The sequence below is a fragment of the Cupriavidus sp. 05N40 genome, assembly GCF_056397305.1.
This window is the reverse complement of the sequence record NZ_JBFTND010000063.1, coordinates 24,890-42,799: the sequence shown is the minus strand read 5'-3', so window position 1 is coordinate 42,799 and position 17,910 is coordinate 24,890. Positions and strand designations below refer to the sequence as shown.

Here is a 17,910-nt window from a genome sequence, read left to right as displayed (position 1 = left end):
CTTCATCACCACCGTTCCGGATTCCGACCTGCGCGCCACGCTGCAGCACGCGGTGCTCAGGCCTCCTACCGAGGCGCCGGTCGCCTGACGCGATCGGTTGTGCCTCGCAACCCCGGCCGGCGCGCACGCTCTGGCCGGATGCCGACCGGATGCCGCATGACCGACCTCGAAAGCCATCTCGCCCCTTACGCTGCCCGCTCCGCCCAGTCGCGCGGACGCGTGCACGCCGAACCGCCGTCGTCCTCGCGCAGCGAATTCCAGCGCGACCGCGACCGGGTCATTCACAGCACGGCCTTTCGCCGGCTGGAGTACAAGACCCAGGTATTCGTCAATCACGAGGGTGATCTGTTCCGCACCCGGCTCACGCATAGCCTCGAAGTGGCGCAGATTGCCCGCTCGATCGCCCGCAACCTGCGGCTCAACGAGGATCTGGTCGAGGCCATTTCGCTGGCCCACGACCTCGGCCACACGCCCTTCGGCCACGCCGGGCAGGATGCGCTGAACACTTGCATGAAGAATCACGGCGGCTTCGAGCACAACCTGCAGAGCCTGCTGGTGGTGGACGAGCTGGAAGAGCGCTATGGCGGCTTCGACGGTCTCAACCTGACCTTCGAGACGCGCGAAGGTGTGCTCAAGCATTGCTCGCGCGTCAATGCGTCGGCGCTGGGCGAGCTGGGCCGGCGCTTCATGGAGGGCACGCAGCCGTCGCTGGAAGCCCAGCTGGCCAACCTGGCCGACGAGATCGCCTACAACAACCACGATATCGACGACGGCCTGCGCTCCGGCCTGCTCACGCTCGAACAGATGGACGAGGTGCCGATGTGGGCCCGCCACCGCGCCGAGGCGATGGCCGCGTTCCCCGGCATCAATGGCCGGCGCGCCATCAACGAGACCGTCCGGCGCATGATCAATACCCTGATCGTCGACCTGATCGAGACCACCAGCCACAATATCGCCGCGGCCAACCCGCGCAATATCGACGCGGTGCGCGCTGCCGGCCCGCTGGTCGCCTTCAGCGCCGCGGTACGCGAGGAGGCCGCGACACTCAAGCGTTTCCTGTTCCGCCATCTGTACCGGCACTACCTGGTGATGCGCATGTCGGCCAAGGCGCAGCGCATCATCACCGACCTGTTCGACGTGTTCATGGCGGATGCGCGCCTGCTGCCGCCGCAATACCAGGCCGGGCAAGGCCGCGACCAGTCTCGCCTGATATCGCATTACATCGCCGGCATGACCGACCGCTACGCGATCCGCGAGCATCGCCGCATCTTCGCGGTCCACGAGGGCGCCGGCTGAGCCAGCCTGGCCAGGGCGCGCCGTCGGGGCGGCAGCCCCACCAATGAAATGGGGACGGATCAAGCTGCGTCTGGGCTATCATCGGGTTTTTGCGCCCCCCCCGGCGACTGGTCCGGCAGGGCGTCCGCTTCGAATCCCGCCCCCGATCATGGCCCGACTCCCTCGTTTTTCGCCCGCAGGCCTGCCGGCCCTCGTGTTGCAACGCGGCAACAACCGCCAGCCGGTTTTTCTCTGTCCCGACGATTACCTGCACTACCTGGATTGCCTGCGCATGGCGGCGCGCGAACACGATCTCGCCATCCATGCCTATGCCCTGCGGCCCAACCACGTGCACCTGGTGGCCACCCCGCGTCATGCCGACTCGCTGAGCCTGACCATGCAGGCGGTCGGGCGCCGCTATGCCCGCTATTTCAACCGCGCCGCCGGCCGCACCGGCACCCTCTGGGATGGCCGCTTCCGCTCGGCGGTGTTCGATCCCGCCGCCTGGATGCTGCAGGCGATGCTGTACGTGGAAGGCAATGCGGTACGCGCGGGCGACGTGGTCGCGCCGGATGGCGATCGCTGGAGCAGCTACCGCCATCACGCCGGCATCGAGGCCAGTCCTTTGGTAAGCGATCACTCCGCATACTGGGCTCTCGGCAATACACCGTTCGAGCGCCAGTCGAACTATCGCACGGTGGCAGCCGAGGGCTTGTCTTCGATGACGCTGGCGACGCTGCGCAGCCACGCCCACAGCGGCTGGCCGCTTGGTGACGCGGCTTTCCTGGCACAACTGGAGCGCCAGGGCAGCCGGCGCGTGCAACCGCTGCCGAAGGGCCGGCCCGCCGGTCGTGGCGCCGGGGGTGGGGAGGCCGAACCCGGGTCTGCGTAAGCGCGGACACCCGCTGCGCAGGGCAAGGGGCGATCGCCTCACAAAACGCCTTGCGGTGCACCAAAAAATAACCTGTCCCCAAATAATCACCATCCCCGTTGTGGTGCGGGATTAATTATGATCTGACCCCGTTTATTTTTTTTGCGGGACTGGGACGATTCTTTTATAGTTGCTCCACCCACATTCATTGTGCGGCGCGTCACGCTTGCGTACGCCGCTGCGGCCCCGCTTGTCCTCTCGTCATCCCGCTCCCGGTTCCGGCCGGCCCAGGTGGCAGAGTGCGGTCCCCGTTCCGGCCTGCCTTGCTGGCTGCGCAGCCCTCACCGGAATCAAGCCAGTGGACCAATCGCAATCCCAACCGAAGCAAACGATGGCGCAGGCCGCAGAGTCTGCCGTCGCCGCGCACGCGCCCACCTCGCTTCCGCAAGCCCAGGGCATGTACGACCCCGCCAATGAAAAAGACGCATGCGGCGTCGGCATGGTCGCCCATATCAAGGGCAAGAAGAGCCACGAGATTGTCCAGCAAGGCCTGAAGATCCTGGAAAACCTGGACCACCGCGGCGCGGTCGGCGCCGATGCGCTGATGGGCGACGGTGCCGGCATCCTGATCCAGGTCCCCGACCAGTTCTACCGCGAAGAGATGGCCAAGCAGGGCGTGACCCTGCCGCCGTCGGGCGAGTACGGCGTGGGCATGATCTTCCTGCCGAAGGAACACGCTTCGCGCCTGGCCTGCGAGCAGGAGCTCGAGCGCACCGTGCGCCTGGAAGGCCAGGTCGTGCTCGGCTGGCGCGATGTGCCGGTGGATTGCAATATGCCGATGTCGCCGACCGTGCGCACCACGGAACCGGTGATCCGCCAGATCTTCATCGGGCGCGGCCGCGACATCATGACCACGGACGCGCTGGAACGTAAGCTCTACGTGATCCGCAAGACCGCCAGCCACGCCATCCAGGCGCTCAAGCTCAAGCACGGCAAGGAATACTTCGTGCCGTCGATGTCGGCGCGCACGGTGGTGTACAAGGGCCTGCTGCTGGCCAACCAGGTCGGCGAGTACTACCTCGACCTGCAGGACCCGCGCGCCGTCTCGGCCCTGGCCCTGGTGCACCAGCGCTTCTCCACCAACACCTTCCCGGCCTGGGAACTGGCCCACCCCTACCGCATGGTCGCCCACAACGGCGAAATCAACACGGTCAAGGGCAACGTCAACTGGGTCAACGCGCGAACCGGCGCGATCTCGTCGCCGGTGCTGGGCGACGACCTGCCCAAGCTGTGGCCGCTGATCTATCCCGGCCAGTCGGACACCGCTTCGTTCGACAACTGCCTCGAACTGCTGACGATGGCGGGCTACCCGCTCGTCCACGCGATGATGATGATGATCCCGGAAGCCTGGGAACAGCACACGCTGATGGACGACAACCGCCGCGCGTTCTACGAATACCACGCCGCCATGATGGAGCCGTGGGACGGCCCCGCCGCGATCTGCTTCACCGACGGCCGCCAGATCGGCGCCACGCTGGACCGCAACGGCCTGCGCCCGGCACGTTTCTACGTGACCGAGGACGACGTCGTGGTGCTGGCTTCGGAAGCCGGCGTGCTGCCGTTCCCCGAGTCGCGCATCGTGCAGAAATGGCGCCTGCAGCCGGGCAAGATGTTCCTGATCGACATGGAGCAGGGCCGCATCATCGACGACAAGGAGCTCAAGGACAACCTGGCCAACGCCAAGCCCTACAAGAGCTGGATCGACGCCGTGCGCATCAAGCTCGACGAGCTCGACGCCAAGCCCGAGGACGTGGCCGCCGAGAAGAAGCCCGACGCGCGCCTGCTGGACCGCCAGCAAGCCTTCGGCTACACGCAGGAAGACGTCAAGTTCCTGATGGCGCCGATGGCGCTGTCCGGCGAGGAAGCCACCGGCTCGATGGGCAACGACAGCCCGCTGGCCGTGCTCTCGTCCAAGAACAAGACGCTGTACCACTACTTCAAGCAGCTGTTCGCCCAGGTCACCAACCCGCCGATCGACCCGATCCGCGAGAACATGGTGATGTCGCTGGTGTCGTTCATCGGCCCGAAGCCGAACCTGCTCGAACTCAACAACATCAACCCGCCGATGCGCCTCGAAGTGTCCCAGCCCGTGCTGGACTTCAAGGACATCGCCAAGATCCGCAACATCGAGCACTACACCGGCGGCAAGTTCCGTACGTATGAACTGAACATCTGCTATCCGCAGGCATGGGGCAAGGAAGGCATCGAAGCCCGCCTGGCCTCGCTGTGCGCGGAAGCCGTGGATGCCGTGCGTTCGGGCTACAACATCCTGATCGTGTCGGACCGCCGCGTCGATGCGGAGCACGTGGCCATCCCCGCGCTGCTGGCGACCTCGGCCATCCACCACCACCTGGTGGAGAAGGGCCTGCGCACCTCGGCCGGCCTGGTGGTGGAAACCGGCACCGCGCGCGAAGTGCATCACTTCGCCCTGCTGGCCGGCTACGGCGCCGAAGCCGTGCACCCGTACCTGGCGATGGAGACGCTGGCCGACATGGCGCAAGGCCTGTCCGGCGACCTCTCGCCCGAGAAGGCGGTCAAGAACTTCGTCAAGGCGATCGGCAAGGGCCTGCAGAAGGTGATGTCCAAGATGGGCATCTCCACCTACATGTCGTACACCGGCGCGCAGATCTTCGAAGCCATCGGCCTGTCGCGCGAACTCGTGCAGAAGTACTTCCACGGCACCGCGTCGAACGTCGAAGGCATCGGCATCTTCGAAGTGGCCGAGGAAGCGCTGCGCCTGCACCAGGACGCCTTCGGCGACAACCCGGTGCTGGACACCATGCTCGAGACCGGCGGCGAGTACGCCTACCGCATCCGCGGCGAAGAGCATATGTGGACCCCGGATTCGGTGGCCAAGCTGCAGCACGCGGTGCGTGCCGACGACGGCCGCGGCGCGTACCAGACGTACAAGGAATACGCCAACATCATCAACGACCAGAGCCGTCGCCACATGACGCTGCGCGGCCTGTTCGAGTTCAAGGTCGATCCGACCCGCGCGATTCCGCTCGAGGAAGTGGAACCCGCCAAGGAAATCGTCAAGCGCTTCGCCACCGGCGCCATGTCGCTGGGCTCGATCTCCACCGAAGCCCACGCCACGCTGGCCGTCGCGATGAACCGCATCGGCGGCAAGTCCAACACCGGCGAAGGCGGCGAGGACGAGAAGCGCTACCGCAACGAACTGCGCGGCATCCCCATCAAGCAGGGCGATACGATGCAGTCGCTGCTGGGACCGGAAGCCGTGGTGCGCGACCTGGAACTGCAGGCGGGCGATTCGCTGCGCTCGAAGATCAAGCAGGTCGCCTCGGGCCGTTTCGGCGTGACCGCCGAATACCWGGCTTCGGCCGACCAGATCCAGATCAAGATGGCGCAGGGCGCCAAGCCCGGCGAAGGCGGCCAGCTGCCTGGCCACAAGGTCTCGGACTACATCGGCAAGCTGCGTTACTCGGTGCCGGGCGTCGGCCTGATCTCGCCGCCGCCGCACCATGACATCTACTCGATCGAGGATCTGGCACAGCTGATCCACGACCTGAAGAACGTCAACCCGGCGTCCGACATCTCGGTCAAGCTCGTGTCCGAAGTGGGCGTGGGCACCGTCGCTGCCGGCGTGGCCAAGGCCAAGGCCGACCACGTGGTGATCGCCGGTCATGACGGCGGCACCGGCGCCTCGCCGCTGTCGTCGATCAAGCATGCCGGCACGCCGTGGGAACTCGGCCTGGCCGAAACCCAGCAGACCCTGATGCTCAATGGCCTGCGCAACCGCATCCGCGTGCAGGCCGACGGCCAGATGAAGACCGGCCGCGACGTGGTGATCGGCGCGCTGCTGGGCGCCGACGAGTTCGGCTTCGCCACCGCGCCGCTGGTGGCCGAAGGCTGCATCATGATGCGCAAGTGCCACCTGAACACCTGCCCGGTGGGCGTGGCCACGCAGGATCCGGCGCTGCGCAAGAAATTCCAGGGCAAGCCCGAGCACGTGGTGAACTTCTTCTTCTTCATCGCCGAAGAAGCCCGCGAGATCATGGCGCAACTGGGCATCCGCACCTTCGACGAGCTGATCGGCCGCGCCGACCTGCTCGACACCAAGCCCGGCATCGAACACTGGAAGGCACGCGGCCTCGACTTCGCCCGCGTGTTCTACCAGGCGCCGTTCCCCGCCGAGCTGCCGCGCTTCCACACCGACAGCCAGGACCACGGCCTGTCGCTCGAGGCCGGCAAGGCGCTGGACCACGTGCTGATCGCCAAGGCGCGCCCGGCCATCGACAAGGGTGAGCGCGTGTCGTTCATCCAGCCGGTGAAGAACGTCAACCGTACCGTCGGCGCGATGCTGTCGGGCGTGGTGGCCAAGCAGTACGGCCATGAAGGCCTGCCCGACGACACCATCCACATCCAGCTGCAAGGCACCGCCGGCCAGTCCTTCGGCGCCTTCCTCGCGCACGGCGTGACGCTGGACCTGGTGGGCGACGGCAACGACTACGTGGGCAAGGGCCTGTCGGGCGGCCGCGTGATCGTGCGCGCTCCGCACGAGTTCCGCGGCGACCCCACCCGCAACATCATCGTGGGCAATACGGTGCTGTACGGCGCCATCGCCGGCGAAGCGTTCTTCAACGGCGTGGCCGGCGAGCGCTTCGCGGTGCGCAACTCGGGTGCCGCCGCCGTGGTGGAAGGCACCGGCGACCATGGCTGCGAATACATGACCGGCGGCACCGTGGTGGTACTGGGCGGCACCGGGCGCAACTTCGCGGCCGGCATGTCGGGCGGCGTGGCCTACGTCTACGACGAGGACGGCCTGTTCGACAAGCGCTGCAACACCTCGATGGTCGCGCTCGAAGCCGTGCTGGCCTCCGCGGACCAGGAGAAGGGCCAGTCGCCCGCTTCCTGGCACAAGGTCGGCGGCAAGCGCCAGCTCGACGAGGCCATCCTCAAGGGCCTGATCGAGCAGCACTTCCGCTTCACCGGCTCGGAACGCGCCAAGGAACTGCTGGCCGACTGGACCACGACGCGCCGCAAGTTCGTGAAGGTCTTCCCGACCGAGTACAAGCGCGCCCTGGGCGAGATGTACGCGAAGGAACAGGAAGCCCGCGACAGCGACCGCGAAGCCATCGCGGCCTGAGCTAGACAGGCGGGGCCCGCGGGCCCGACCAAGCATGGGCGGCGGCGCTCTCTGCGCCGCCGGCTCACAAGATACTGACCTCACAGCGGGGCCGGCGCATGCGCCGGTGCCGCGCAGCAAGACCAAGGACGCAACATGGGTAAGGCGACTGGCTTTCTCGAATTTCCGCGCCAGAACGAAGGTTACGAGCCCGTAACCAAGCGCGTGAAGCACTACAAGGAATTCGTCTTCGCGCTGTCCGACAGCGAAGCGAAGATCCAGGGCGCGCGCTGCATGGACTGCGGCATCCCGTTCTGCAATAACGGCTGCCCGGTCAACAACATCATTCCTGACTTCAACGACCTGGTGTACCGCCAGGACTGGAAGTCGGCGATCGAAGTGCTGCACCAGACCAACAACTTCCCCGAGTTCACCGGCCGCATCTGCCCGGCACCGTGCGAAGCGGCCTGCACGCTGGGCATCAACGAACTGCCGGTCGGCATCAAGTCGATCGAGCACGCGATCATCGACAAGGCCTGGGAAGAAGGCTGGGTCGCGCCGCAGGCGCCCAGGCACAAGACCGGCAAGACCGTGGCCGTGGTCGGCTCCGGCCCCGCCGGCATGGCTGCCGCCCAGCAACTGGCGCGCGCCGGCCACGACGTGACCGTGTTCGAGAAGAACGACCGCATCGGCGGCCTGCTGCGCTACGGCATCCCCGACTTCAAGATGGAGAAGACGCTGATCGACCGCCGCATCGAGCAGATGCAGGCCGAAGGCGTGACCTTCCGCGCCGGCGTGATGGTGACCGACGGCGAACTGCCGGCCGGYATCCTGAACTACGCGCGTGAAACCATTTCGGCGCAGGCGCTGCAGGACCAGTTCGACGCTGTCGTGCTGGCCGGCGGCTCGGAAGTGCCGCGCGACCTGCCGGTGCCGGGCCGCGACCTGGACGGCATCCACTACGCGCTCGAATTCCTGATCCCGCAGAACAAGGAAGTCGCCGGTGACGCGCCCAACCCGATGCGCGCCGACGGCAAGCACGTGATCGTGATCGGCGGCGGCGATACGGGTTCGGACTGCGTCGGCACCTCGAACCGCCACGGCGCCGAATCGATCATCCAGTTCGAGCTGCTGCCGCAGCCGCCGGAAGAAGAGAACAAGCCGCTGGTGTGGCCGTACTGGCCGATCAAGCTGCGCACCTCGTCGTCGCACGACGAAGGGTGCGAGCGTGACTGGTCGGTGGCGACCAAGGAATTCGTCGGCGAGAATGGCAAGATCACCGCGCTGAAGGCCTGCCGCGTCGAGTGGAAGGACGGCAAGATGCAGGAAGTGCCCGGCAGCGAGTTCATCCTCAAGGCCGACCTCGTCCTGCTGGCGATGGGCTTCACCAACCCGGTGGGTTCGCTGCTCTCCGCCTTCGGCGTGGACACCGACGCACGCAAGAACGCCCGCGCTTCGACCGAAGGCGAGCGCGCCTACCACACCAACGTGGCGAAGGTGTTCGCCGCCGGCGACGTGCGCCGTGGCCAGTCGCTGGTGGTGTGGGCCATCCGCGAAGGCCGCCAGGCTGCGCGCTCGGTGGATGCGTTCCTGATGGGACACTCCGAACTGCCGCGCTGAGTCCGCGAAGGCTCTGACGCGCCGGCTGGCAGCCGGCAACAACCCGCCCCGCGCAAGCCGGGCGGGTTTTTTATGTGCTGGGCCGGCCCGGCGGTCAGCGGGGCGGCAGCGTGCAGCCCATCAATACCGCGTCGTCGCCATAGGCGGCCAGTTTGGCGGACAGCGCGGCGCTCGCCGGTGCCAGTTGCCGGTAGCCGAGTCGCGCCCACCAGGCAGCGGCCGATTGCACGGCCACCAGCCGCGAAGAGCGCAGTCCGGCATCGAGCGCCGCAGCGCGTGCCGCCTGGTAGAGCCGCTGCGCCAGGCCGTGTCCCTGGCCCGCCGGCGCCACCGCCATGTCGTGCACGAACCAGGTCAGTCCGCCGTCTTCCCAGTGCCTTGCCAGCATGCCGTCCAGCGGCGGCAGGCTGTCCTGCGGCCACGCATGCGTCAACAGGTAGGCGGCCGGCGCTYCCTGCCGGTCCGCTGACGCCGCCACCCAGCACGTGGCCGGCGACAGTGCCAGCCGGCTGGCCAGTGCCGCGCGGGATTCGTGCAACGCGCCGCGATAGCACAGCGCCTGGATTTCCAGCACCGCGGGCAGGTCGGCGGCCCTCATCGGCCGCAGGATCATTTCGTTCATGGCGGGCGATTATAGACGGCGTCCCTGCCCGGATTCCCGCTGACGGCGCGGGTCCGCGGGACGCGCACAGGGTTGTCCCGGCTATGGTTAACGTGGTCTGTGCGGCCCAGGGCATTGTTCGTAGAATGAACCGAACAATTAGAACAAAGACTGCCTCGCTCATCCCCTTTTCAGCCGACCCATATGTCACCGGCAACGCCCGTGGCTCGGAGGAATTGATGTCCGAAGTGCGCATTTTTCCGCGGCTTTGGCGAGGTAAGGCGAAGTTGCTTCACCCCGCCGCATGGCCGGCCTGTCTGCAGCACCTCCGGCACAGCTTGCGCGCCGGGGCCGCTGTGCCCTCTTTGCCGGCGCGGCGCGTGCCGGCCCTGCAGCGCTTCGCCGCGCGCGTCCTGGCGCTTTGCCTGGGCGGGCTGTTGTCCGGCGCCGCCGGCCTCTGCCTGGCGCGGCCGGCAGTCCCGCCGCCGTCCGCCACGCCCGCTGCCTTCACCCGACCGATCTCCTTTCCCGTGCGCCCGGTGCGCCTGGTCGTGCCGTTCCCGGCGGGCGGCGTGCCGGACGCCGTGGCGCGCATGCTGGCCGAGCGGCTGTCGGTGCGCCTGGGCGTGCCGGTCGATGTCGACAACCGGCCCGGCGCTGGCGGCACCACGGCCGGCGACCTGGTCGCCAAGGCCAGTTCCGATGGCCATACATTGTTGTTCCACCAGGCCACCATGCTGATCCAGCCGGGCCTGGAGCCGGTGCCCTACGATGTGGTGCGCGATTTCACCCCGGTCGCGCGGGTGGCCACCATGCCGTTGTTCCTGGTGATCGACGCGCGCCTGCCGATGCGCACGGCGCAGCAGTGGCTGAGCGCGGTCAAGGCCAGCCCCGCGTCCTATAGCTACGGCTCCGGGCAGGCCGGCAGCCCTTCCCACCTGTACGCGGAATACGCCGTGCACGGCGTGCCGAACGGCGTGCCGCTGGTGACGGCCAAGGGGGAGGGCGCGGTGGTGCAGGAAATGCTGGCTGGCCGCGTCAGTGCCTGTTTCTGCTCTTTTGCCGCCGTGCAAGCCCATATCCGGAATGGCAACCTGCGCCTGCTGGGCGTGACGGGCATGGCGCGCTCGCAACTGGCGCCGGCCGTGCCCACGTTGCAGGAGTCCGGCCTCGATGGCTATGGCGCCGGGGCCTGGTTCGGCGTGATGGCGCCGGCCAAGACGCCGCACGCCATCGTCGCGCGACTCGCCGACGAACTGGACGCCGTGATGGCCGAGCGCGAGGTCCGGGACCGCCTGCTGGCGGCGGGGCTGACCCCGTTGCGGGATTCGCCGGAAGCGTTTGCCACCGCCATCCGTTCGGAGTCGATCCAGTGGCAGGTGATCCTGCGGCAGGCGGGCGGACCGACGGAGCCCTAGATCGTCCCGTCGAAAGTGTCTCGAACATTGCTTTAACCGCAAAAAGTGATGAAACAATTATTTGCGGTCAATGGATGTGGATTGCGCCACACCGGCCCGGGCAGTGCTAGGTAGTAGCCCTTATAATGGCGGACTGCCAAAACGGTGCAAACGTGACCGAATCCGCCTCAAACCTCGTCGAGATCAACGCTGTCGACTTCGCCTATGCGGCGGGCGGCACGCCTATTCTGTCGGGCCTCAGCATGCGCTTCCCGCGCGGCAAGGTAGTGGCCGTGATGGGCGGCTCCGGCTGCGGCAAGACCACCGTGATGCGCCTGATCGGCGGCCAGGTGCGGCCCCAGAAGGGTGAAATCCTCTTCAACGGTGCCAATATCCCCGCGCTTGACCGCAACGGCCTGTACGCGGTGCGCCGCCAGATGGGCATGCTGTTTCAGTTCGGCGCGTTGTTCACCGATCTGACGGTATTCGACAACGTTGCCTTCCCTTTGCGCGAACATACCGACCTGCCCGAGTCGATGATCCGCGACCTTGTGCTCATGAAGCTCAACGCGGTCGGCCTGCGCGGCGCGCGCGACCTGATGCCCTCCGAGATCTCCGGCGGCATGGCGCGCCGGGTGGCGCTGGCGCGAGCGATCGCGCTCGATCCCGCCCTGTTGATGTACGACGAGCCCTTCGCCGGGCTCGACCCGATCTCGCTGGGCCTGACGGCACGCCTGATCCGCAGCCTGAACGACGCGCTCGGCGCCACCAGCATCATCGTCTCGCACGACGTCAACGAGACCTTCCAGATCGCGGACTACGTCTATTTCATCGCCAACGGCCGCATCGCCGCCGAAGGCGAGCCGGACGCGCTGCGCGCCTCGACCGATCCCTTCGTGCACCAGTTCGTCCATGCCGAGGCCGACGGCCCGGTGCCGTTCCACTATCCCGGGCCTTCGCTGGCCGATGACTTCACCAGCGGGGCCGCCCGATGATGGGATTCTTCACGAATATCGGCGCCGCCGTGCGGAAGTCCGTGGGCGGGCTGGGCCACGCCACGCGCATGTTCTTCACGGTGCTGGCCATGTCGCCGGCGCTGCTGCGGCGCTTTCGCCTGGTGAGCGACCAGATCTTTTTCGTCGGCAACCTGTCGCTGGTGATCATTGCCGTATCGGGGCTGTTTGTCGGTTTCGTACTGGGTTTGCAGGGCTACTACACGCTCAACCGCTACGGCTCCGAGCAGGCGCTCGGGCTGCTGGTGGCGTTGTCGCTGGTGCGCGAACTGGGGCCGGTGGTGACCGCGTTGCTGTTCGCCGGGCGCGCCGGCACTTCGCTGACTGCCGAAATCGGCTTGATGAAGGCCGGCGAACAACTCACCGCGATGGAGATGATGGCGGTGAATCCGCTCCAGCGCGTCATCGCGCCGCGCTTCTGGGCCGGCGTGGTGGCCATGCCGGTACTGGCCGCGATTTTCAGCGCGGTGGGCATCCTGGGCGGCTATGTGGTCGGCGTGCAGATGATCGGCGTGGATGCCGGCGCGTTCTGGTCGCAGATGCAGGGCGGCGTGGATGTGCGTGCCGATGTGCTCAATGGTGTGATCAAGAGCTTCATTTTTGGCATCGCGGTGACGTTTATAGCGTTGTACCAGGGCTACGAGGCCAAGCCCACGCCGGAAGGCGTGTCGCGCGCCACCACGCGTACCGTGGTGATTGCCTCGCTGGCCGTGCTGGCACTGGATTTCCTGCTGACCGCGCTGATGTTCAGCTGAGCCGCCACGGCCATTGCCGAGGGCGCTGTACTTGAAGAAGAGACGAGAGATGAAAAGAAATACCCTCGATTTCTGGGTTGGTCTGTTTGTGGTGGCGGGCTTTGTCGCGCTGCTGTTCCTGGCGCTGAAGGCCGGCAATATGAGCTCGCTGTCGTTCCAGGACACTTACGCCGTGCAGGCGCGCTTCGACAACATCGGCGGCCTCAAGCCGCGCGCGCCGGTCAAGAGCGCCGGGGTGGTGGTGGGCCGTGTGGTGGACATCCGCTTCGACGACAAGACCTACCAGGCCACCGTGTTGATGAACCTGGAAAAGCGCTACCAGTTTCCCAAGGACACCTCGGCCAAGATCCTCACCTCGGGCTTGCTGGGCGAGCAGTACATCGGCCTCGAGGCGGGCGGCGACACGGCCATGCTGGCCGAGGGCGCGCGCATCACCATGACGCAGTCTGCCGTGGTGCTGGAAAACCTGATCGGGCAGTTCCTGTATAACAAGGCCGCGGACGCAGGTGCCGGTGGCAACAACGCGGGCGGGAGTGCGGCCAGCGCCCCCGCAGGGGGGTTGAAATGAGTGGCAAAGGTGTCCCTGCGTGGTGGCGCGGGGGACAGAAGTGGTTGACGGCGGCTGCGGCCGCCTTGTTGATGGCGGGGTGCGCGACGGGCCCGACAGCGAACCCGAAGGACCCTATCGAGCCCTTCAACCGCGAGGTCTCGCGCATCAACGAAGACTTTGACAAGGGCGTGCTCAAGCCGGTCGGCCAGCTCTACGCCGACTTCATCCCGTCGCCGGTGCGCACCGCCATCGACAACGCGTTCTCCAACGTCAGCGACGTCTACTCCGCCGTCAACAACCTGCTGCAGGGCAAGCCCGCGCGCGCCGCGGAAGACACCATGCGCGTGGCGATCAACAGCGTGCTGGGCCTCGGCGGCCTGATCGACATCGCCACGCCGGCCGGCCTGCCGAAATACAAGGAAGATTTCGGCCAGACCCTCGGCGTGTGGGGCGTGCCTTCCGGCCCATACCTGGTGCTGCCGCTGTTCGGGCCGAGCACGGTGCGCGATACCGTCGGCATGCTGGTGGACCGCCAGATGGACCCGCTGGCCTATCTGGATCCGGTGTGGGCGCGCAATACGCTGACCGGGGTGCGCATCGTCAGCACGCGCGCTTCGCTGCTGGGCGCATCCAACCTGATCGAAGAGGCCGCGCTCGACAAGTACACTTTCCTGCGCGACGCTTACCTGCAGCGCCGCGAGTACCAGATCTACGACGGCAATCCTCCGCAAAGCGAAGAGGAGGGCGAGCCTTCGGCGCCACCGGCCGACTCCCAGCAGGAAAATCAGTCGTTRCCTACGCCGCCCGTGCAGATGCCGGGGGGCATCCGCTTCGGCCGCTGAGCCGCTACCCGCTCGCCGGCGCGTGACGACGTGACGCGGCTGTGAGCGCTGCAACAAATTGTTTGAATGTGGCGCCGGAAGCTCTGGTGTCACGAACTCCCCCGGCCCGCCTCGCTCCAACCGGGGCAGGGCCACTACCGGCACTTGAAGCCGGATTGCGCAGGTTGCCGCGCCGCGGCGATTCTTGCGTTTGATTTGATAAGGAAGGACGAAGATGATGATCAAGCGACTGTTGCTGCCTTTTCTCGCCGTAGCTGCCTTTGCCGGGGCTGCCCATGCCCAGACGCAGGATGCCAGCACACCCGATGGCCTCGTCAAGGCCGTGGTCAACGACGTGATGGCGACTGTCAAGACGGACAAGGACATGCAGGCCGGCAATATCGGCAAGATCTCCGCGCTGGTTGAACAAAAGATCCTGCCCAACGCGGATTTCCAGAGGACGACGCAGATCGCCATGGGCCGCAACTGGTCCAAGGCCTCGCCGGAGCAGCAAAAGCAGATCACTGACGAATTCAAGACCCTGCTGATCCGTACCTACTCGGGCGCGATCGCGCAGATCCGGGACCAACAGGTGCAGTTCCGCCCGTACCGCGGCACGGCGGACGACACCGACGCCACCATCCGCACCCAGGTCATCAACAAGGGCGAGCCGATCCAGCTGGACTACCGCCTCGAGAAGACGCCGCAGGGCTGGAAGGTCTATGACATCAATGTGCTGGGTGCCTGGCTGACCGAGGCCTACAAGGGCAGCTTCAACACCATCGTCGGCCAGCAGGGCGTGGACGGCGTGATCAAGACGCTGCAGGACCGCAATCGCCAGCTGGCCAACGCGAAGAACTGAGATGCGCGCCTTGCAGCCTGCGCAAATGGCAGGTTGCGGCGCAGCATGAGTGGGCGAAGTGTTTTACAATGAACGCTCCCGTCCGACCGGCGGGCGCGTTTTTCCACGCCGGAAGCGCGCATACCGCTTCGACCGCCGACATCCCGAATCCTGCCAGATGCTCTCGCTCGACACCTCGCTGACCAACCGGAACGCCGCCACCGTGCTGCGTGACGGACTGGCTCGCCTGGCCCAGGGCGAGGCCAGGGTGGATTGCAGCGCGCTGACGCAGGTCGATTCCGCCGCAGTGGCCGTGTTGCTGGCGTGGCAGCGCGACGCCGCCGGCCGCGGCCAGGCGCTGTCCTTTGTCGGCGTACCGCCGCAGCTGGCCCAGCTGGCCGCGCTGTACGGCGTCGATTCCTTGCTGGAACTGGCGCCCCAGGCCGGCGCCGGCGCGCCGCACACCGCTTCCCACCGACATTGAACCGGCATCCATGGCAGGCCGCCGAGGCGGCACCTGCCACTGCGATGCCCGGGCGATGGCAGCCGCCACGCCTCGTGCTCAGAGCGGGACTGCCCCCGCATCCCCTATAATTCCGGGTTGTTCGACCGTTCCGGCGCAAAAGGCCCGGAGCAGACGCAAGAACCGGTCGAAGCACCCAGGCGGTCCCCGCCATTTCAAGGAGGCCGGCGCGCGAGCCGACAGCCCGCAGCGCCTGCCAAACAGTATCCGGCCATGAAAGCCATCGAACTCACCGACGTTCGCAAGCGCTACCGCAACCTGCAGGCGCTCAAGGGCGTCAGCTTCACTGTCGAGCGCGGAGAATTCTTCGGCCTGCTCGGCCCCAATGGCGCGGGCAAGACCACGCTGATTTCCATTCTCGCCGGGCTGAATCGCGCCGATTCGGGCAGCGTCAGCGTGCTTGGCCACGACGTGGTATCCGACTACCGCCTGGCGCGCCGCATGCTGGGCGTGGTGCCACAGGAGCTGGTCTTCGATCCATTCTTCACGGTGCGCGAGACGCTGCGCCTGCAGTCGGGCTATTTCGGCCTGACCCGCAACGACGACTGGATCGACGAGATCATGGCCAACCTGGATCTCACCAACAAGGCCGACAGCAATATGCGCCAGCTCTCCGGCGGCATGAAGCGCCGCGTGCTGGTGGCGCAGGCGCTGGTGCACCGCCCGCCCGTGATCGTGCTCGACGAGCCGACCGCCGGGGTGGACGTGGAGCTGCGCCAGACGCTGTGGAAGTTCATTTCGCGGCTGAACCGCGAAGGCCACACCATCATCCTCACCACGCACTACCTGGAAGAGGCCGAGGCGCTGTGCGACCGCATCGCCATGCTGAAGTTCGGCGAGGTGGTGGCGCTGGACCGCACCAGCAACCTGCTGAACCAGTTCGCCGGGCTGCAACTGGCGCTGACGCTGTCCAGGGGCACGCTGCCGGCCGCGCTCGAGCCGCTGCGCATGCCCGCCAATCCGGGCGAGCGCGCGGTGCGGCTGCGGCTGTCGGGTTATCCGGCGGTCGAGCCCATCCTGGCCGCCTGCCGCGAAGCTGGCTGCGAGATCGAAGACATGGAAATCAACAAGGCAGACCTGGAAGACGTGTTCGTGCAGATCATGCGACGCGAAGGCCATATGCCGGGTGCGCTGCCGGATACGGCAGTGGAGGCCGCAGCATGAAGATGCCGACCGAATTCGACGGCGGGCGGGACGCCATCAACGCGCACCTGACGCCGATGGCGGTGGGTGGCCTGGTGGGCTTCCGCACGCTGCTCTACAAGGAAGTGCTGCGTTTCTGGAAGGTCAGCTTCCAGACCGTGGCCGCGCCGGTGCTCACGGCGATCCTGTACCTGCTGATCTTCGGCCATGTGCTGGAGAACCGCGTGAAGGTGTACGACCAGATCAGCTACACCGCCTTCCTGGTGCCGGGCCTGGTGATGATGAGCGTGCTGCAGAACGCGTTCGCCAACAGTTCGTCCTCGCTGATCCAGTCCAAGATCACCGGCAACCTGGTGTTCATCATGCTGCCGCCGCTGTCGCACTGGGAGATGTTCGGCGCCTACGTGGTGGCGTCGATCGTGCGCGGCCTGGCCGTGGGCCTGGGCGTGCTGCTGGTGACGGCGTGGTTCGCCAACCTGCATTTCGCCAATATCGGCTGGATCGTGGTGTTCGCGCTGCTGGGTGCGGCGATCCTCGGCACGCTGGGGCTGATCGCGGGCATCTGGGCCGAGAAGTTCGACCAGCTCGCGGCCTTCCAGAATTTCCTGATCATGCCGGCCACCTTCCTGTCCGGCGTGTTCTATTCCATTCACTCGCTGCCTCCGTTCTGGCAGGCGGTGTCGCACGCCAACCCGTTCTTCTACATGATCGACGGTTTCCGCTACGGCTTCTTCGGCGTCTCCGACATTGCGCCGACCTTCAGCCTGGCGGTGGTGGGCACCGCCTTCGTGGTGCTCGCGGCCATTGCGCTGCGGATGCTCAAGAGCGGCTACAAGCTGCGCCACTGAACGCCACTGAACGCCGCCTGACGCCGACCCGCCACGGACCCGCACGCGAACCAACGCCAATACACATCATGCTGCCTACACCGCAACAAGTCAGGGACTACATCGCCCAGGGGCTGTCCTGCGAACACCTCGAAGTGGAGGGCGACGGCCAGCACTTCTTCGCCACCATCGTCAGCGCCCAGTTCGACGGCAAGCGCCTGATCCAGCGGCACCAGCAGGTCTACGCCGCGCTGGGCGACCGCATGCGCGCAGAGATCCACGCGCTCTCGATGAAGACGCTGACGCCGGCCGAATGGCAGGCGCAGGCGGGCGAGGCCAAGTAAGGCCGCGTCCACCGCACAGACAAGCTGGCCGCCCGACAGGCCGGACGTGACAAACAGGGCCGCCCGGCGCGGGCGGCCCGCGGGTACCAGATCCCGTGGCCGTGCGCCTTGGCGCGCTGCAACGGAACGTGACGAACGACGCCGGACGCCAGCTTGTGTTGTGCACCGGCCAGAAACGAGAAA

General features: G+C 66.7%; 15 protein-coding genes. 14 read left to right on the top strand and 1 reads right to left on the bottom strand.

The features are described from left to right. Window positions 1-138: 138 nt before the first annotated feature. From AC1DO7_RS16755 to AC1DO7_RS16740, 4 genes are all read left to right on the top strand, one after another. Complete coding sequence (locus tag AC1DO7_RS16755; protein WP_441618005.1) at window positions 139-1,296, top strand: deoxyguanosinetriphosphate triphosphohydrolase; 1,158 nt, start codon at window positions 139-141, stop codon at window positions 1,294-1,296. 148 nt (window positions 1,297-1,444) lie between these two features. Continuing rightward, the gene (locus tag AC1DO7_RS16750) at window positions 1,445-2,167 is read left to right on the top strand and encodes a transposase (RefSeq protein WP_441618007.1); all 723 of its coding nucleotides are present in this window, start codon (window positions 1,445-1,447) and stop codon (window positions 2,165-2,167) included. Window positions 2,168-2,537: 370 nt separating this feature from the next. Beyond that, the gene (locus tag AC1DO7_RS16745; RefSeq protein WP_477116338.1) at window positions 2,538-7,313 is read left to right on the top strand and encodes a glutamate synthase-related protein; all 4,776 of its coding nucleotides are present in this window, start codon (window positions 2,538-2,540) and stop codon (window positions 7,311-7,313) included. A gap of 135 nt (window positions 7,314-7,448) precedes the next feature. Then, the gene (locus tag AC1DO7_RS16740; protein ID WP_441618011.1) at window positions 7,449-8,912 is read left to right on the top strand and encodes a glutamate synthase subunit beta; all 1,464 of its coding nucleotides are present in this window, start codon (window positions 7,449-7,451) and stop codon (window positions 8,910-8,912) included. A 94-nt stretch (window positions 8,913-9,006) separates the two neighbouring features. Here AC1DO7_RS16740 and AC1DO7_RS16735 read toward each other — a convergent pair whose 3' ends face one another. Next, window positions 9,007-9,534 carry a GNAT family N-acetyltransferase gene (locus AC1DO7_RS16735; protein WP_477116337.1) on the bottom strand — a complete coding sequence of 176 codons (528 nt, stop codon included), beginning with the start codon at window positions 9,532-9,534 and terminating at the stop codon, window positions 9,007-9,009. Window positions 9,535-9,893: 359 nt separating this feature from the next. Between AC1DO7_RS16735 and AC1DO7_RS16730 the strand changes: the two genes are divergently transcribed. The 10 genes from AC1DO7_RS16730 (at window position 9,894) to AC1DO7_RS16685 (ending at window position 17,727) form a co-directional block, all read left to right on the top strand. Then, window positions 9,894-10,931, top strand: a complete 1,038-nt coding sequence (locus AC1DO7_RS16730) for a Bug family tripartite tricarboxylate transporter substrate binding protein (protein WP_441618015.1) — start codon at window positions 9,894-9,896, stop codon at window positions 10,929-10,931. A 152-nt stretch (window positions 10,932-11,083) separates the two neighbouring features. Beyond that, on the top strand, window positions 11,084-11,905 hold the full coding sequence (locus tag AC1DO7_RS16725) for an ABC transporter ATP-binding protein (RefSeq protein WP_441618017.1): 822 nt from the start codon (window positions 11,084-11,086) through the stop codon (window positions 11,903-11,905). Beyond that, window positions 11,902-12,678, top strand: a complete 777-nt coding sequence (gene mlaE, locus AC1DO7_RS16720; RefSeq protein ID WP_441618019.1) for a lipid asymmetry maintenance ABC transporter permease subunit MlaE — start codon at window positions 11,902-11,904, stop codon at window positions 12,676-12,678. Before AC1DO7_RS16725 ends, mlaE begins: the two co-directional genes overlap by 4 nt. Window positions 12,679-12,727: 49 nt before the next feature. Beyond that, entirely contained in the window at window positions 12,728-13,246 is a 519-nt protein-coding gene (gene mlaD / locus AC1DO7_RS16715; protein WP_441618021.1) for an outer membrane lipid asymmetry maintenance protein MlaD, read from the top strand. After that, complete coding sequence (locus tag AC1DO7_RS16710) at window positions 13,243-14,070, top strand: MlaA family lipoprotein (protein WP_441618023.1); 828 nt, start codon at window positions 13,243-13,245, stop codon at window positions 14,068-14,070. The genes mlaD and AC1DO7_RS16710 overlap by 4 nt, the downstream gene beginning before the upstream one ends. Before the next feature lie 217 nt (window positions 14,071-14,287). Beyond that, on the top strand, window positions 14,288-14,911 hold the full coding sequence (locus tag AC1DO7_RS16705; protein ID WP_441618172.1) for an MlaC/ttg2D family ABC transporter substrate-binding protein: 624 nt from the start codon (window positions 14,288-14,290) through the stop codon (window positions 14,909-14,911). A gap of 49 nt (window positions 14,912-14,960) precedes the next feature. Further along, a complete protein-coding gene (locus AC1DO7_RS16700) occupies window positions 14,961-15,374 on the top strand; it encodes an STAS domain-containing protein (RefSeq protein WP_441643371.1) in 414 nt (137 codons plus the stop codon). A gap of 252 nt (window positions 15,375-15,626) precedes the next feature. Next, the gene (locus tag AC1DO7_RS16695) at window positions 15,627-16,577 is read left to right on the top strand and encodes an ABC transporter ATP-binding protein (RefSeq protein WP_441618027.1); all 951 of its coding nucleotides are present in this window, start codon (window positions 15,627-15,629) and stop codon (window positions 16,575-16,577) included. Between the two features lie 56 nt (window positions 16,578-16,633). Further along, window positions 16,634-17,404: an ABC transporter permease gene (locus AC1DO7_RS16690; RefSeq protein WP_441618174.1), complete on the top strand. Its 771-nt coding sequence runs from the start codon at window positions 16,634-16,636 to the stop codon at window positions 17,402-17,404. Between the two features lie 68 nt (window positions 17,405-17,472). Further along, window positions 17,473-17,727, top strand: a complete 255-nt coding sequence (locus AC1DO7_RS16685; RefSeq protein WP_441643370.1) for a BolA family protein — start codon at window positions 17,473-17,475, stop codon at window positions 17,725-17,727. The last annotated feature ends 183 nt before the right edge of the window (window positions 17,728-17,910 follow it).

Coding starts and splice junctions, on each gene's coding strand:
- AC1DO7_RS16690 (WP_441618174.1), top strand. CDS start 16,634: ATGGCGGTGGGTGGCCTGGTGGGCTTCCGCACGCTGCTCTACAAGGAA.
- AC1DO7_RS16695 (WP_441618027.1), top strand. CDS start 15,627: ATGAAAGCCATCGAACTCACCGACGTTCGCAAGCGCTACCGCAACCTG.
- AC1DO7_RS16685 (WP_441643370.1), top strand. CDS start 17,473: ATGCTGCCTACACCGCAACAAGTCAGGGACTACATCGCCCAGGGGCTG.
- AC1DO7_RS16750 (WP_441618007.1), top strand. CDS start 1,445: ATGGCCCGACTCCCTCGTTTTTCGCCCGCAGGCCTGCCGGCCCTCGTG.
- mlaD (WP_441618021.1), top strand. CDS start 12,728: ATGAAAAGAAATACCCTCGATTTCTGGGTTGGTCTGTTTGTGGTGGCG.
- AC1DO7_RS16755 (WP_441618005.1), top strand. CDS start 139: ATGCCGACCGGATGCCGCATGACCGACCTCGAAAGCCATCTCGCCCCT.
- AC1DO7_RS16705 (WP_441618172.1), top strand. CDS start 14,288: ATGATCAAGCGACTGTTGCTGCCTTTTCTCGCCGTAGCTGCCTTTGCC.
- mlaE (WP_441618019.1), top strand. CDS start 11,902: ATGATGGGATTCTTCACGAATATCGGCGCCGCCGTGCGGAAGTCCGTG.